The organism is Streptosporangium sp. NPDC004631, from assembly GCF_053601935.1.
Map to the genome: position 1 here is coordinate 23,751 of NZ_JBSGCR010000022.1, position 15,591 is coordinate 39,341.

At 70.1% G+C, this 15,591-nt stretch carries 12 protein-coding genes and 1 riboswitch; of the genes, 6 read left to right on the top strand and 6 right to left on the bottom strand.

Annotated elements, in window-relative coordinates; translation table 11 throughout:
- Window positions 1-9: 9 nt before the first annotated feature.
- Window positions 10-1,440, bottom strand: a complete 1,431-nt coding sequence (locus ACWEF2_RS21445; RefSeq protein WP_453817846.1) for an alpha,alpha-trehalose-phosphate synthase (UDP-forming) — start codon at window positions 1,438-1,440, stop codon at window positions 10-12.
- 96 nt (window positions 1,441-1,536) lie between these two features.
- Between ACWEF2_RS21445 and ACWEF2_RS21450 the strand changes: the two genes are divergently transcribed.
- The 5 genes from ACWEF2_RS21450 to groL all read left to right on the top strand — a co-directional run bounded on the left by ACWEF2_RS21450 (window position 1,537) and on the right by groL (window position 6,571).
- Entirely contained in the window at window positions 1,537-2,094 is a 558-nt protein-coding gene (locus tag ACWEF2_RS21450; protein ID WP_453817703.1) for an RNA polymerase sigma factor, read from the top strand.
- A 214-nt stretch (window positions 2,095-2,308) separates the two neighbouring features.
- Window positions 2,309-2,449: riboswitch (SAM riboswitch) on the top strand.
- Window positions 2,450-2,463: 14 nt separating this feature from the next.
- Complete coding sequence (gene thrC, locus ACWEF2_RS21455) at window positions 2,464-3,762, top strand: threonine synthase (RefSeq protein WP_453817705.1); 1,299 nt, start codon at window positions 2,464-2,466, stop codon at window positions 3,760-3,762.
- Between the two features lie 22 nt (window positions 3,763-3,784).
- Window positions 3,785-4,060, top strand: a complete 276-nt coding sequence (locus tag ACWEF2_RS21460) for a MoaD/ThiS family protein (RefSeq protein ID WP_453817707.1) — start codon at window positions 3,785-3,787, stop codon at window positions 4,058-4,060.
- Window positions 4,061-4,426: 366 nt separating this feature from the next.
- On the top strand, window positions 4,427-4,627 hold the full coding sequence (locus ACWEF2_RS21465; protein WP_127936975.1) for a cold-shock protein: 201 nt from the start codon (window positions 4,427-4,429) through the stop codon (window positions 4,625-4,627).
- Between the two features lie 318 nt (window positions 4,628-4,945).
- Window positions 4,946-6,571 carry a chaperonin GroEL gene (groL, locus tag ACWEF2_RS21470; RefSeq protein ID WP_453817709.1) on the top strand — a complete coding sequence of 542 codons (1,626 nt, stop codon included), beginning with the start codon at window positions 4,946-4,948 and terminating at the stop codon, window positions 6,569-6,571.
- A gap of 85 nt (window positions 6,572-6,656) precedes the next feature.
- Here groL and ACWEF2_RS21475 read toward each other — a convergent pair whose 3' ends face one another.
- The 5 genes from ACWEF2_RS21475 to ACWEF2_RS21495 all read right to left on the bottom strand — a co-directional run bounded on the left by ACWEF2_RS21475 (window position 6,657) and on the right by ACWEF2_RS21495 (window position 14,785).
- Complete coding sequence (locus ACWEF2_RS21475; protein WP_453817711.1) at window positions 6,657-8,717, bottom strand: HelD family protein; 2,061 nt, start codon at window positions 8,715-8,717, stop codon at window positions 6,657-6,659.
- A gap of 364 nt (window positions 8,718-9,081) precedes the next feature.
- The gene (locus ACWEF2_RS21480) at window positions 9,082-10,728 is read right to left on the bottom strand and encodes a DNA repair helicase XPB (RefSeq protein ID WP_453817713.1); all 1,647 of its coding nucleotides are present in this window, start codon (window positions 10,726-10,728) and stop codon (window positions 9,082-9,084) included.
- A 128-nt stretch (window positions 10,729-10,856) separates the two neighbouring features.
- Complete coding sequence (locus ACWEF2_RS21485; RefSeq protein WP_453817715.1) at window positions 10,857-11,615, bottom strand: hypothetical protein; 759 nt, start codon at window positions 11,613-11,615, stop codon at window positions 10,857-10,859.
- A 117-nt stretch (window positions 11,616-11,732) separates the two neighbouring features.
- Window positions 11,733-14,105, bottom strand: coding sequence for a helicase-associated domain-containing protein (locus ACWEF2_RS21490; RefSeq protein ID WP_453817717.1), 2,373 nt, complete (start codon window positions 14,103-14,105; stop codon window positions 11,733-11,735).
- Entirely contained in the window at window positions 14,102-14,785 is a 684-nt protein-coding gene (locus tag ACWEF2_RS21495) for a TetR/AcrR family transcriptional regulator (protein ID WP_453817719.1), read from the bottom strand. The genes ACWEF2_RS21490 and ACWEF2_RS21495 overlap by 4 nt, the downstream gene beginning before the upstream one ends.
- 169 nt (window positions 14,786-14,954) lie before the next feature.
- Here ACWEF2_RS21495 and ACWEF2_RS21500 point away from each other — a divergent pair, with 169 nt between their 5' ends.
- Window positions 14,955-15,572 (top strand): HAD family hydrolase, encoded by a 618-nt coding sequence (locus ACWEF2_RS21500; RefSeq protein ID WP_453817721.1) that lies wholly within the window; start codon window positions 14,955-14,957, stop codon window positions 15,570-15,572.
- Window positions 15,573-15,591: the final 19 nt, after the last annotated feature.

Below are 15,591 nucleotides of genomic sequence, written 5' to 3' on the forward strand. Positions count from 1 at the left end.
GATTGAAAATCACTGGAGTGCGGCGAGTTGGTCGGCGAACCAGCGGTGCGGGGGGAGCGCGGTGGCGGCGCCGGCCAGCCGGACGCCCCTGCGGGCGCGCTCGTCCTCCGGCATGGTGAGGCCCCGGTGGATGGCGCGGGCCGTGGCGGAGACGTCGTAGGGGTTGACCAGCAGCGCGTGCTCACCCAGCTCGGCCGCGGCGCCCGCCTCGCGGGAGAGCACCAGCGCGCTGCGCGGGGACAGGACGGGGGCCTCCTTGGCCACGAGGTTCATGCCGTCGCGGATCGGATTGACCAGCGTCACGTCGGCCAGCCGGTAGGCGGCCAGCGAGCGCGGGTAGTCGTCCTGCACGTTGAGGATCAGCGGATCCCAGTCCTCGGTGGCGTACTCGTCCTCGATCTCCAGGGCGCAGCGCTGCACCGCCGCGGTGTACTCGCGGTATTCGGGCAGGTCGTGGCGGGAGGGGTAGGCGAAGGCGAGGTGCACCACCCTGCCGTGCCACTCGGGGTGGGCCGCGAGGAACTCCCGGTAGGCGGCCAGGCCCCTGACGATGTTCTTGGACAGCTCGGTCCGGTCGATCCGCACGATCAGCCTGCGGTCGCCGACCAGCTCGCGCAGGGCCCTCATGTGGGACTCCACGTCGGGCTCCGACGCCCGCGCCCAGAGCGCGTCGCCGTCCACTCCCAGGGCGTGCACGCCGATCCGGGTGGTCCGGCCACCGTGGGCGACGGTACGGAGGGCGCGGTCGACCTTCGCGCCGAGCACGGTCTCGCAGCAGTCCATGAAGGCCCCGGCCCAGCGGTGGGTCAGGAACCCCGCGTGGTCGGAGCCCAGGATGCCCTCAAGCAACTCGGCCGCGACCTCGTCGGGCAGCAGGCGGAAGTACTCCGGCGGCGCCCAGGGGGTGTGCGAGAAGTGGGCGATCCGCAGGTCGGGCCGCTCGCCCCTGAGCATGGCCGGGACCAGGGCCAGATGGTAGTCCTGCACCATCACCCTGGCCCCGGGCGGGGACTCCTCGGCCAGCGCCGTCGCGAACGCCTCGTTGTACGCCCGGTAGGACTCCCACTCCCGGCGGAATCTGGCGTCGAACTGCGGCCGGTTGGGGGCGTCGTACAGCAGGTGGTGCACGAACCAGAGGGTGGAGTTGGCGACCGCGTTGTAGGCCCGCTGGAAGGTCGCCGGGGGGATGTCGAGCATCCGCAGCGCCCCGGTGTCGTAACCGGCCTCGTCCAGCCGGCCGCCGGGGGCCAGCCGTACGACGCCGCGGTCGCCGTCGGACAGGGCGGCGCAGACCCACAGGATGTCGAGCCCCCTGGCCACCTCGGACAGGCCGGAGACCAGGCCGCCGCCGCCCCGGCGCATGGTCGGCGAGCCGTCCTCGGAGAGGGTGAAGGAGACGGGGCCGCGGTTCGAGGCCACCAGGATCGCGCTCATATGGATCCCCTCGCCTGGGGAGGTGCTTGTCCTGAAGGTTAACCAAACATAACCGGCGACCATAGGATGTCGGGCGACTGTGACCGCTGATGGGGGCTCGCGATGGCGCTGGACGAGACGACCGAGGAACTGGCGCGCGCGGCAGCCCGAGGCGACCACCGCTCGCTGGGTGAGCTGCTCAAGCGGATCGAGCCCGATGTGCTGCGGCACTGCGGGCGGATCCTCCCCTACCGGCAGGACGCCGAGGAGGCGTCCCAGGACACCCTGCTCGCGGTGGCCCGCAACATCGGCCGCTTCGAGGGGCGGGCCAGGTTCAGCACGTGGCTGCACATCGTGACCGCCAACTGCGCCCGTACCACCTACCGCTCGCTGAAGCGGCGTTCGGCCGAGCAGGCCTCCGACGAGCTGCCGCTGCACAAGCCCGACGTCGCCCGGGTGAGCGTGATCGCCGGTTCCCGGCTGGACCTGCTCGACGCGATGGAGGCGCTGGAGGCCGACAAGCCCGACCTGGCCCAGGCGCTGGTGCTCCGCGACATCTGCCAGCTCGACTACAGCGAGGTGGCCGAGCAGCTCGGCATCCCGCTCGGCACGGCCAAGTCCCGTATCCATCAGGCCCGTAAGTACGTCCAGGGAGCGCTGGGCGACGCCTACGGCTTCTGACCCCGCCGCGCGTGCCGGCCGTGCCGTAGCGGTCGCCGATTCACCGGGGACGGGAGGGCGCCCTCGGTCCAGCGGCTGTTCAACGGCTTGTGGCCCGGGAAGCGCCGTCCGAAAGATAACACGATGCGTCTCGCGGAGTGAGACGACTGGTCAGGGTGGCCGCGGGTCGGGGTAGAGTGCATGAGACCTGCGCGTCAGGTCCACAACTGCATATTGCTCATCCAGAGGGGTGGAGGGACCGGCCCTGCGAAGCCCCGGCAACCCTCCCGGTTCAAGACTCGCGATCTGGCGAGGTCGGCCGGGACAGGTGCCAATTCCGGTCTGTGACCAGGGTGGTCGCAGACGAAGATGAGGGAAAGGCCTCGCTTCATGGCGCTCGCGAACACTGAAACCACCGTCCCCCTCGACCAGGCCGACCATGTCGACGACCCGCGGAGCCCGCGGTTCGGCCCGGCCGTCGCGCTGTCCTGCCGCGAGTGCGGTGCCCGCTCCGGACTCGGCCCCGACTTCGCCTGCGCCGAGTGTTTCGGTCCTCTGGAGGTCGCCTACGACTTCGGCCGGGTGACCCGGGAGCAGATCGCCCGGGGGCCGGCCAGCATCTGGCGTTACCGCTCCCTGCTGCCGGTCCCGGCGGACGTGGCCACCAAGCCCAACATGGCGCCCGGCTGGACCAGGCTCGTCAAGGCCGGCAACCTCGCGCGTGAGCTGGGCATCCGCTCGCTGCACGTGAAGGACGACTCCGGCAACCCCACGCACTCCTTCAAGGACCGCGTGGTGGCCATCGCCGTCGAGGCGGCCCGTAACTTCGGTTTCCACACCCTCTCCTGCTCCTCCACCGGCAATCTGGCCGGTGCCGTGACCGCGGCCGCAGCGCGGGCCGGGCTGGACGCCTGCGTGTTCATCCCGTCGGACCTGGAGCAGGCCAAGATCGTCATGGCCTCGGTCTACGGTGGCAGGCTCGTCGGCATCGACGGCAGCTACGACGACGTCAACCGCTTCTGCTCCGAGCTCATCGGCGACGAGCTGGGCGAGAAGTGGGGCTTCGTCAACGTCAACCTCCGGCCCTACTACGCCGAGGGCTCCAAGACGCTGGCCTACGAGATCGCCGAGCAGCTCGGCTGGCGGATCCCCGACCAGATCGTCATCCCGGTCGCCTCGGGCTCCCAGCTCACGAAGATCGACAAGGGGTTCAAGGAGCTGATCACGCTCGGTCTCGTCGAGGACACGCCGTACCGGATCTTCGGCGCCCAGGCCGAGGGGTGCTCCCCGGTCTCCGCCGCCTACCGGGCCGGTCACGACGTGATCCGCCCGGTCAAGCCCGACACGATCGCCAAGTCGCTCGCGATCGGGAACCCGGCCGACGGTCCCTACGTGCTCGACATCGCCCGGCGCACCGGCGGCGCGGTGGAGGACGTCACGGACACCGAGGTCGTCGAGGCGATCCGGCTGCTGGCCAGGACCGAGGGCATCTTCGCCGAGACCGCCGGTGGCGTCACCGTCGGGGTGCTGCGCAAGCTGGTCGCCTCGGGGCGGCTCGACCCCGACGCCGAGACCGTGGTCCTCAACACCGGCGACGGCCTGAAGACCCTCGACGCGGTGGCCGACCAGGCGCGCCCCACCGCCGTCATCCGGCCGTCTCTTGACGCATTCCGTGCGGCTATCGCCTAGAACTCGTGAAAGGTACTTAATTATGAGCGTTTCTGTGCGGATTCCGACGATTCTCCGTACGTACACCGGCGGCTCCGCCGAGGTCGGCGGAGAGGGCGAGACCCTGCGTGATGTTCTCCAGAAGCTGGACGTCGACTTCCCGGGGATCGGTGCCCGAATTCTTGATGAAACGGGGAAGATTCGTCGTTTTGTCAATGTTTACGTCGGTGATGAGGATGTCCGATTCGCTGACAATCTGGACACGGCCACCCCCGCCGGCGTTCAGGTCTCCATCATCCCGGCGGTCGCCGGAGGCTGACCCCTCCCTGGTCGGATGCCGTCCGCCGGCGGGTCCGTCTCCTGTCCCGGCGATCTGTCCCCGTACATCCCGTCCACCACACCCGCACCGGCCCGGCCGCGTGCGGGTGTCGTGTTTTATGACGCAAGCTCATATTTGTTGAGCCGGGACATGGTGCAATATTTAACTAACTAATCGTGATAGCAAAACTCTGCCTGCGTGTTGAATGCGTCCGTAAAGCAGTAGTTTGCTGATTGGCTCTGTTGCCCAATGCTCTATCACAGGTATGGTCGAGGACGATCGACGTAGGCGATGTCTCCGCCTCGGAGATTGAGGACTTCGCGGAGGAATGGGCGGCGTCCTCAAGTCCAGTAAGAGGAGTCGGAAGTGGCGCAAGGCACCGTCAAATGGTTCAACGCGGACAAGGGCTACGGCTTCATCGCGGTAGACGGTGGTAAGGATGTTTTCGTCCATTACTCCGCGATCCTGATGGATGGCTATCGTGCGCTCGAACAGGGCCAGCGGGTCGAGTTCGAGATCACGCAGGGACAGAAGGGCCCCCAGGCGGAATCCGTCAGGGCGGTCTGATTCGTCCGTCAGTTCGTCGGGAAGTGCCGGTGGACCCCGCGGCAGCGCAGTCCGTGCGGATCCTCCCGCGCGTCGGCCCGGCTCGTCGTTTCGATCGGCGGGCCGGGCCTTCGTCTAGGCTGGGGCCAGGTCAGGGGGACTCTGGCTTGCACTCGGCAGGGGGGAGTGCTAAACAGTTGCTTAGCACTCTCCATTGGTGAGTGCCAAACCCTGGATCGAGACGATGGGGTCCGCCGAACGGAGTCGCGGACCCGTATGCCGTCGCGGGCGTCGGCTCGATCTGGTGCAAGCCACCCTGTGTTTGGGAGGTCTAGCCGTATGGCAGCCAAGATGATCGCGTTTGACGAGGACGCCCGGCGCGGTCTCGAGCGTGGTATGAACCAGCTCGCGGACGCCGTCAAGGTGACCCTCGGCCCCAAGGGCCGTAACGTCGTGCTGGAGAAGAAGTGGGGCGCTCCCACGATCACCAACGACGGTGTCTCCATCGCCAAGGAGATCGAGCTTGAGGACCCGTGGGAGAAGATCGGGGCCGAGCTCGTCAAGGAAGTCGCCAAGAAGACCGACGACGTAGCCGGTGACGGCACCACCACCGCCACGGTGCTCGCCCAGGCCCTGGTGCGTGAGGGCCTCCGCAACGTGGCCGCCGGCGCCAACCCGATGTCCCTGAAGAAGGGCATCGAGGCCGCCGTGGAGCGCGTCTCCGAGGAGCTTTCCAAGCTGGCCAAGGACGTGGAGACGAAGGCGCAGATCGCCTCCACCGCCTCCATCTCCGCGGGCGACCCGCAGATCGGCGAGATGATCGCCGAGGCGATGGACAAGGTCGGCAAGGAAGGTGTCATCACCGTCGAGGAGAGCAACACCTTCGGCCTGGAGCTTGAGCTCACCGAGGGCATGCGCTTCGACAAGGGCTACATCTCGCCCTATTTCGTGACCGACCCGGAGCGTATGGAGGCCGTTCTCGACGACCCGTACATCCTCGTCGTCAACTCCAAGATCTCCGCCAACAAGGACCTGCTCCCGGTCCTCGACAAGGTCGTGCAGGCCGGCAAGCCGCTGCTGATCATCGCCGAGGACATCGAGGGCGAGGCCCTGGCCACCCTGGTCGTCAACAAGATCCGTGGCCTGTTCCGCTCGGTCGCGGTCAAGGCCCCGGGCTTCGGTGACCGCCGTAAGGCCATGCTGGGCGACATCGCCATCCTGACCGGCGCCCAGGTCATCAGCGAGGACCTCGGCCTCAAGCTGGAGTCCACCACGCTGGACCAGCTCGGCCGCGCCCGCCAGATCATCGTCACCAAGGACGAGACCACCATCGTCGACGGTGCCGGTGACGCCGAGCAGATCGCCGGCCGGGTCAACCAGATCCGCGCCGAGATCGAGAACACCGACTCCGACTACGACCGCGAGAAGCTCCAGGAGCGTCTCGCCAAGCTGGCCGGCGGCGTGGCCGTCATCAAGGCCGGCGCGGCGACCGAGGTCGAGCTCAAGGAGCGCAAGCACCGCATCGAGGACGCCGTCCGTAACGCGAAGGCGGCCGTCGAGGAGGGCATCGTCCCCGGTGGTGGCGTGGCCCTGCTGCAGGCCGGCGCCAAGGCGTTCGACAAGCTGGAGCTCCCCGGCGACGAGGCCACCGGTGCCGCGATCGTGCGCAAGGCTCTTGAGGAGCCGCTGAAGCAGATCGCCGTCAACGCCGGCCTTGAGGGCGGCGTCGTGGTGGAGAAGGTGCGCAACCTCACCCCGGGTGAGGGCCCGAACGCCGCCACCGGTGAGTACGTCAACATGTTCGAGGCGGGCATCATCGACCCGGCCAAGGTGACTCGTTCCGCTCTGCAGAACGCGGCGTCCATCGCGGCGCTGTTCCTCACCACCGAGGCCGTCATCGCCGAGAAGCCCGAGAAGGCCGGTGCCGCTCCCGCGATGCCGGGCGGCGGCGACATGGACTTCTAAGTCCTGACGCTTTCACGGAAGAGGCGACCCCGAGGTGCAGGGGCCGCCTCTTCTGGCGTCCGCGGTGTTCTCCGGCGGAGCCCGGTCAGCGCAGCTGCGCGGGCAGCTCCCGGGTGTGCAGGACGGTCAGCGAGGTGACCGCGCGGGTCAGGACCACGTAGAGCCGGGCCAGGCCGCGTGGCTCGGCGTCCACGATGTCGGCCGGCTCGACCACGATGACGTGGTCGTACTCCAGGCCCTTGGCCAGGGTCGCCGGGACGACCAGGAGACGATGCTCCTCGGCCGAGTCCTGGCTCAGCACGCGGTGCTCCAGGGCGGAGAGCGCCTCCGACACCGCGACGACCGAGGCGTCCGGGACGATGACGCCGATCGAGCCCTCCCGGGACAGTGTCTCCCGCGCCGTCTCCAGCACCGCCTCCGTCAGGCCGGTGGCCGGTTCGGGCGCGTGCCGTACGGACAGCGAGCCCACGCCGGGGCGGAGCGACCGGGGAGGCGCCAGATCGGGCGCGATCGAGGGCAGCAGCCGCGCGGCGTAGTCGAGGACCTCCCGGGGGACGCGGAAGCCCAGGGTGAGCTCGGTGACCGTGCCGTCCTCGAAGCCCAGGTGCGTCAGGACCTCCCGCCACGAGCGGGCCGACCAGGGGGTGGTGCCCTGCGCGATATCGCCCAGCACGGTGGCCGCGCCGGTACGGCAGCGCCGCCCCAGGGCGCGTAGCTGCATCGCCGACAGGTCCTGGGCCTCGTCCACGACCAGGTGCCCCAGCGGGGTGGTCCGCTCGATCAGGTCGCCGAGCTCGTCCATCAGCGCGCCGTCGGCCGCCGACCACTTCGCCGAGCGGAAGGACCTGGGGGGCCTGGTCCAGAGCAGCAGGGCCTGTTCGTCGGCGGTGAGGTCGTCCTTGGCCGCGGCGGCGAGGAAGCCGGGGTCGCTGAAGAGGCGGTGGAGCACCTGCTCCGGGGTCACCTTGGGCCACACCCGGTCCACGAGCTGCTTGACCGGCCTGGACCGGGCGACCGCGTCCTGCACCCGGTCGTCGGGGGCCTCCCCGCGCTGCTCCATCCGGACGAGCACCAGGTGGGCCAGCCGCTGGGCCAGAGCCGCCCGGCCCGGACCGTAGCGCGTGGTGCCGCGGAGCGAGGCGACGATCTCACGGACCTCGTGATCGGCCACCCGGTAGCGGTTGACCCCCTTGGTGAACAGGACGCCCTCGTCCGGTTTGACGATGTGCGTCCACAGGGCCCGCCTGAGCACCGGCACCATCCGCGCGTCGCCCTTGACCGTGCCGACCGCGGGATCCTCGGGCGCCCGGTGGTCGCCCAGGATGCCGGCGACCGTGGTCTGGTCGACCTTGACCTCGCCCAGCGCGGGGAGAACCGAGGAGATGTACGCGAGGAAGGCCCGGTTCGGGCCGACGATCATCACTCCGGACCGGGCGAGCCTCTCCCGGTGGGTGAAGAGCAGGTAGGCGGCCCGGTGCAGGCCGACGGCGGTCTTCCCGGTCCCCGGCGCCCCCTGGACGCACACGGTCAGCCCCGGCTCGGAGCGGACGATCTCGTCCTGGTCGGGCTGGATGGTGGCGACGATGTCGCGCATCGGCCCCGAGCGGGGACGCTCGATCTCCTCGGTCAGGATCCTCGACTGCCGGATGACCTCCCCCTGGTCGAGACGCTCGTCCTCGAAGGCGGTCAGGTCGCCGGCGTGGTAGCCGAACCGGCGGCGGAGCGCGACGCCCATCGGGTCGGACGGGCTCGCCTGGTAGAACGCCCGCGAGACCGGGGCCCGCCAGTCGATCACCAGGGGGCGGCTGCGGTCGTCGTGGACGTGCCTGCGCCCGACGTGGACGGTCACGGGAAGATCGTCGTCGGCCGACCGGTCCAGGCGGCCGAAGAACAGCGGGGTGCCTGAGTGATCGGCCAGCGCCGCGACCCGCTGGTCCAGCAGCGCCTGCAGGATCTGCTGGGAGACCCAGTCTCCGGCGGCGTCGGAGGAGAGGGATCGGGCGTGTTCGCGCATCGCGCGCAGCGCGGCCCTGGAGGCGGCCAGATGCTCGCGTTCGGCGGTGAGGATCTCCGCGGGGTCGGCGGTATCCGCGCCGTCGCCGGATGGGCCGCCGGTTATGCGGGGGGACAGTTGATGTGCGGGCACGCGAAAGCGCCTCCCATTCGATAAACGGAGGTGGTCGTAAGGCAGCGAATCGACCAGCCTACCGATGCCCTTCGCGCCGCTCAAAAGAATTACTCGCGTTTCCCCAATGGGACGCGATGGCCGTTCGGCGGCCGAAGGAGATGACGCCGTCCGTCTCCGGCAGGGTCGGCGGGGTGACCGCGTTGGCACGGTCCGTGTTTGTGCGCCAAAAACGCTAAAAAGCCGGGCAAATCCAGTGACTCGCGCAGATCATGGGGTATGTCGCCAGTGGCCATCGCGGCCTAGCGAGGGGGTGTTTGCTTTGTCGAAAGCCTGCGGTATCTCGTGGACCTGACACAGACGACGACGTGTTCGCCATGTGACGTCAATCGCCGGCGAGCACGTCGTCCGCGTCGATGATCTGGTAGGCGTATCCCTGCTCGGCCAGGAACCGTTGCCGGTGGGCGGCGAACTCCTGGTCCACAGTGTCCCGGCTGACCACCGAGTAGAACCGCGCCCCGCCACCGTCCGACTTGGGCCGCAGCACCCGGCCAAGCCGCTGGGCCTCCTCCTGACGTGACCCGAAGGTGCCCGACACCTGGATGGCCACCGCCGCCTCCGGCAGGTCGATGGAGAAGTTGGCCACCTTGGAGACCACCAGGACCTGGATCTCCTTGTCGCGGAACGCCTGGAACAGCCGCTCCCGCTCCTTGATCTTCGTCTCCCCCTTGATCACCGGCGCGTTCAGGTGCTCGCCCAGCTCGTCGAGCTGGTCGATGTACTGGCCGATGACCAGAACCTGCTCGTCAAGGTGGCGCCGGACCAGCGCCTCGGTCACCCGGATCTTGGACGGGGTGGTCGCGCAGAACCGGTAGCGCTCCTCGGATTCGGCCATCGCGTAGGCGAGCCGCTCCTCGTCGCTGAGCGTCACCCGCACCTCGACGCAGTCGGCCGGAGCGATCCAGCCCTGGTTCTCCATCTCCTTCCACGGCGCGTCGTAGCGCTTGGGGCCGATCAGGGAGAACACGTCACCCTCCCGGCCGTCCTCGCGCACGAGCGTCGCGGTCAGCCCGACCCGCCGTCTGGCCTGCAGATCGGCGGTCATCCGGAAGATCGGCGCGGGCAGCAGGTGCACCTCGTCGTACACGATCAGGCCCCAGTCGCGGGCGTCGAACAGCTCCAGATGCCGGTAGACCCCCTGCCTGCGGGTCGTCATCACCTGGTAGGTGGCGATGGTGACCGGCCGGATCTCCTTCTTGGTACCGGTGTACTCGCCGATCTCGTCCTCGGAGAGCGAGGTGCGATTGAGCAGCTCCTGCTTCCACTGGTGCGCCGAGACCGTGTTCGTCACCAGGATCAGCGTCGTCGCCCTGACCTGTGCCATCGCCGCCGCGCCCACGATCGTCTTGCCCGCGCCGCAGGGGAGCACCACCACGCCCGAACCGCCGTGCCAGAACGCCTCGGCGGCCTCCCGCTGGTAGGCGCGCAGCCGCCAGCCCTCCTCCTTCAGCGCGATCGGGTGGTGCTCGCCGTCGACGTATCCGGCCAGGTCCTCGGCCGGCCAGCCCAGCTTGAGCAGGTGCTGCTTGATGTTGCCGCGCTCGCTCGGGTGCACCGCCACGCCGTCGGTGTCCAGCCGCTCGCCCAGCAGCGGCTGGATCTTCCTGGAGCGCAGCACCTCCTCAAGCACGGCCCGGTCGGTGCTGGTCAGGACGAGGCCGTGGACGGGGTGTTTCTCCAGCCGGAGCCTGCCGTAGCGCGCCATGGTCTCGACCACGTCCACCAGCAGCGCGTGCGGCACCGGGTAGCGGCTGTGGCTGATCAGCGCGTCGATCACCTGCTCGGCGTCGTGCCCGGCCGCGCGGGCGTTCCACAGGGCCAGCGGGGTGACCCGGTAGGTGTGCACGTGCTCGGGGGCGCGTTCCAGCTCGGCGAAGGGCGCGATCGCCTTACGGCACTCGTCCGCCCTCTCGTGATCGACTTCAAGAAGCAGGGTTTTGTCCGATTGGACAATCAATGGTCCATTAGTCACAGACTTCTCCCTCGTGTACGGCTGGCCAGCCCATGGTCGCACTCACGCGGGAGACTCGCCCGTTCGTTTCCCCGCTCCGTATGTCCAACGACGGATGTGCCCGCCGGCAGTCCCCGTCCCGCTCAGCCTCAGGAGGAACTGGCCACGCCCACGACGATGAGGGCGCCGACGCCCAGCACGAGCAGGGCGACGTTGACGCCGATGGCGATCCAGGTCCACTTGAGCAGGTTCCTGGCGCCCCGGGGGTCGGTGTCGACCTTGCCGAGCGCGATACCGGACATGATGGCCCCGGCGATGCCGCCGAGGCTGATGTAGCAGGTCAGGCCGAGCACGATGCTGATGACCAGCGCCACGATCGCGTGGGTCCTGACGCCCTCGTTGTTCTGGTGGGGCGCGGGCCCGTAACCGTACTGCGGGGGGTACCGGCCGTAGGGCTGCTCGCCGTACGCCTGCTGGTCGTAGCCCTGCACGCCGTAGGGGCGTTCGCCGTACCCCGGCGTGCCGTATCCCTGGCCGCCGTACTCCTGCGTGCCGTATCCCTGCGTGCCGTACTCCTGCGTGCCGTATCCCTGCGTGCCGTACTCCTGCGTGCCGTATCCCTGCGTGCCGTACTCCGGCGCGCCGTACCCCTGGGCGCCGTATCCCGGCGCGCCGGGATCCTGGCCGCCGTACCCCGGTCCGCCGTGGTCCTGGTGGCCGGGGCTCTGCCCGGGGTGCCCCTGCCCGCCGGGGTCCTGTCCGGGGTATCCCCGCTGTCCGTGGTCCTGCTGTCCCTGGTCGTGTCCGCCGTACCCCTGCCCGTATCCCGGGGTCTGGCCGGGGCCGGTGCTGTACGGACTCTTCCAGTCGTCCGGGTTGGTGCTGGGACCTTCGGGGTGACCGCTCACTCTGGATCGTCTCGCTTCTGTTGAACTTGGAACGTCAACGCATATCACGATATGGGGATTACGCCCCGTGGTGGAGCCGGTCGATCCGGGTGGCTCGCACGGTCACGACCAGCGCAATCAGTTGATGTCGGAGATCCCGGTGATGCGGTGCAGCGCGAAGCGGTGCACCGCCGCACGGGTCTCGTCGTAGGCGGTGAGGTAGCCGCCCTCCATCCGGGCGGGCTCCAGGATCCGGCTGGTGGCGTTGCCCTGGGAGTCGAGGTAGCCGATCCAGACCTGGGAGCCCTGCCGGATGGCGTCGCGCAGGGCGTTGAGCGTGGCGGTCGCGGGGGAGCGGGGCACCTGGCCCTCCGGGGCGTCCACCGGGGCGCGGCGGGATCGATGAGCCGCGTCACCGGCGCGTACGGCGCGCACCGCCGCCGCCACGACGTCGGCCTCCGGGCCGTTGAACGTTCCGGAGGAGCGCGACGAGGGCTGGGAGTCGGTCCTGCGGACGTCGAGCTGAGCGATGATCACGTCACCGTCCAGGGACTCGGCGGCCGGGGCGTAACCCATCGCGCGCAACGAGTCGACCAGGGTCGCTCTGGCGGACTTGGAGGCGATCACGGTGGGGGCGAGCCGGCGCAGCCGCAGCGGGAACGTCCGCTTGTCGGCCATCACCTCGTCCAGCAGCGAGGGGTCGTCACACCGGATGTACGCGCTCGCCGTACCCACGCGCATGCGGCCGTGGCGGCGGGCCACGTCGGTGACCAGATAGCTGAGCGGCTGCGGGACGGGCGTGGTCGAATGGCGCTCCAGCATGGCCAGTATCTCGTCGGCGCCCTGACCGGCGTCCAGCACCCGCCGGATCGACCGCTCGCCGAACCGGTAGACCGTCGCACCGCCGGTGGACTCCACCTCGGCGGCCAGCGCCAGCCAGCGTCTCAGGTCGCCGGTGAGCGGCCCTGGGGCGACGGCGGTCAGGTCGGCCTGCAGGAGCACGTGGTCGAGCGGCTCCGGCAGCAGCGGGGCCAGCAGCGCGCCCGCCGGCTCGGCGCGGCCCCCGCCGGGCAGCAGGGCACAGCCGTGGCCCGTGAGCGCGCCCAGGCCGGTCACCCCGATCTGCTCGGCCTCGCGCAGCGTGAACTCCACCAGCTGGTCGCGCCGGCCGCCGCGACGGCGGGGCTGCTCCCAGGCCAGGCGCCCGCGCACCGACTCCAGGGCGGGGGCGACGCCGGGCCCGGCCGCGCGGAGCAGGCCCAGGGTCGTGGCGCGGACCTCGGCCGCGGCCGAGCGCCGCAGGTCGGGGTGGAGGGCGTTGAGCAGCCGGTCGCGCTCGTCGCGCTCACCGATCACCCCGGGCACCCGGTCCATGGTCAGCCAGGCCGAGGCCAGCATCACCCAGCGGTCCTCGGTGCTCTTCACCCGCCAGCCGTCGTAGGCCGGGGTGGGCAGCCAGTCTCCGTCAACCCCGCCGCTCGTGGCCACCAGTCCGGCGGCGTACGTCACCTCGATGACCAGCCCCGTCACCCACTCGGGCAGGTCGAGCAGGCCCGCGGTCCGCTTCAGGTCGCGCACGGCCAGACCGCCGCTGCGGAGCACGCCGGGCGGGTCGGCGCCCCACCGCTCGCAGAGCTCCTCCACCGACCGGGTGAACGCGAACGCCTGCCCCGCCGCGGTGCGGTCGGCGAGCCTCCGGTCACGGGCGGCCCCGCTGAGCGCCGGCGGGACCGGGGACAGCTCCCGGTGGATCCGGCCGCCGCGCAGGAACAGGCCGATCTCGCGGGGCAGGACGACGGTCTCGGTGCCGGTGGCACCGAGCAGTGCGCGGGATAGGAGCTCCTCGATCGGCGACTGGGCGGCGGCGACCCGCACCTCCCGGCGCGCGTTGGGCACCCGGCCGCTGGCCGGCCCCCAGGCCAGCTCGCTCAGCGCGGATCTGGCCTGCGGCGAGATCTCCTGGATCAGCCGTCCGACGACCTGCGGATCGCCGAGCAGCCCGGCGAGGGCCTGCCCGGTGTCACCGCCCCCACCCCCGATGTCCTGGACCAGCTCGGTCAGGCGCTCGGCGGGGTGGTGCCGGAACACCTGCGCCGCGGGCGGGCCGAGCCCGGCGGGGGCCTCCAGCACCTCCCGCACCCCCGGAGCCGGGGTCAGGGCGGTGTGCGGCCCGTAGACCAGGGCGAGGGTCCGCAGCCGCTCGACCGTCTCCTTCAGGGCCGCCTGCAGCGTCGGGGCCGCGACGCCCTCCGGCAGCGCCCTGGCCATCTGGGTGCGCAGCCGCCGGTAGTCGACGGGCGCGGAAAGCACGACCAGCGCCTCCACCACCGAGAGTGTGAAGCGGTCGAGCCGGTCGAGGACGCGCCCGATCGCCGACGGACTGCTCGCTCGCCCGGCCAGCCCCTCGACGTGCGCCGGGACGGGGGTGATGAGCTCGGGTCGCACGGCGACGAGAGCCCGCAACTGGTCGTCGCTCCGGCCGCGCAGCCATTCGGTGAACTCCGTGCTCATTCCGCTAATGGTAGGAGGCATGACCGACAGAGCGGCGTCCGAGGAAATCCGTCGTCCCGGCTGATCGCCTGAACCGGGGGCCGGGGTAGCAGGCCGAGCGCGAGCCGTACCCAGGCGGCGACGAAACGATCACGCTCCGCGCGTCCCGGAGGTTCGCCCACGGTCTCCTGGAAAAGCCGGTAGTGGACCACCGCGCCGCCGAGCACCGCGCCGATCGCCGGCCAGTCGGGGGCGGTCCCGGCGTATTCGGGCTGGGCGTGGAACCAGGTGGTGATCGCGTCGAACATGGGCTGCAGCAGCCCCTCGCGCACGACCACCACCAGCTCGGGAAACTGGCTCAGGTCGCGGAAGAAGACGCGTGTCAGCTCGCTCTCCTCGCGGACCTTGGACAGCCCGGCCCTGCACAGGTGTGCCAGGCGCTCCTCGACGGCGATCGAGGCGTCGGCGGCGCTCGTCTCCGCCAGGGTCTCGGCGATCTGCGTCCGGGTCCGGGTGGCGTGCTCGTTCACGGCCGCGGCCAGCACCTCGTATTTGGACTTGAAGTGCCGGTAGAGACCTCCCGCGCCCGGGGAGAGCCCGGAGGCGGCCTCGATCTCGGCCACCGAGGTCGCCGAATAACCGCGTTCGGCGAACAGGCGCAGAGCTTCGTCGATGATCCGCTCACGCGTTGATCTCGTCATTTGTCTGCCGATACCTCCATCGTGACCCTACCCACTGACGAACTCACCCGAGCGGAGGTCGCCGCGTACGGCATTCCGGGGTTACCTCTTTCCCCGATGGTTTGGCATCCTGCGATAGGCGGGCGGAGCGGAGTCCGCCGCCGGGCGGACGAGGAGCGGTGAAGACCGAATGGGTTCGGTGGGGTTCGACCTGGACATGACGCTGGCCGACACGCGTGCCGGCATCGCCGCCGTCTACGACGAGCTGGCGCTGCGCGTCGGCGTGGCCATCGACAGCGCGGCCGTGGTGGCCAGGCTCGGGCCGCCGCTGGAGTGGGAGCTGGCCAACTGGCTGCCCGCGGAGGAGATCCCCGCCGCCGTCGCCGTCTTCCGGTCGCTGTACCCCTCGACCGCGGTCCCGGCCACCACCCTGATGCCCGGCGCGCGCCAGGCCGTCGACGCCGTACGGCGGGCCGGCGGCAGGGTCATCGTGGTGACCGGGAAGAACCCTCTCGACGCGGCCAGGACGGTCGAGTTTCTCGGCCTGGAGGTGGACGAGATCGCCGGTTCGGTGTTCGGAGCCGCCAAGGGCCCGGCCATCACCGACTTCGGCGCCCTCGCCTACGTGGGGGACCACATCGCCGACATCGACGCGGCACGGGCGGGAGGCGTCGTCAGCGTGGCGGTGGCGACCGGCCACTATCCGGTAGGAAAACTGCGTGATCACGGGGCCGACGTCGTACTCGGTGATCTGACCGAGTTCGGGGAATGGTTCGACGGCTGGAGGATTCCCGCCGCACTCGTGTAATTCAGACTTGATTAGACGG

Coding starts and splice junctions, on each gene's coding strand:
- ACWEF2_RS21450 (WP_453817703.1), top strand. CDS start 1,537: ATGGCGCTGGACGAGACGACCGAGGAACTGGCGCGCGCGGCAGCCCGA.
- thrC (WP_453817705.1), top strand. CDS start 2,464: ATGGCGCTCGCGAACACTGAAACCACCGTCCCCCTCGACCAGGCCGAC.
- ACWEF2_RS21460 (WP_453817707.1), top strand. CDS start 3,785: ATGAGCGTTTCTGTGCGGATTCCGACGATTCTCCGTACGTACACCGGC.
- groL (WP_453817709.1), top strand. CDS start 4,946: ATGGCAGCCAAGATGATCGCGTTTGACGAGGACGCCCGGCGCGGTCTC.
- ACWEF2_RS21490 (WP_453817717.1), bottom strand. CDS start 14,105: ATGAGCACGGAGTTCACCGAATGGCTGCGCGGCCGGAGCGACGACCAG.
- ACWEF2_RS21495 (WP_453817719.1), bottom strand. CDS start 14,785: ATGACGAGATCAACGCGTGAGCGGATCATCGACGAAGCTCTGCGCCTG.
- ACWEF2_RS21500 (WP_453817721.1), top strand. CDS start 14,955: ATGGGTTCGGTGGGGTTCGACCTGGACATGACGCTGGCCGACACGCGT.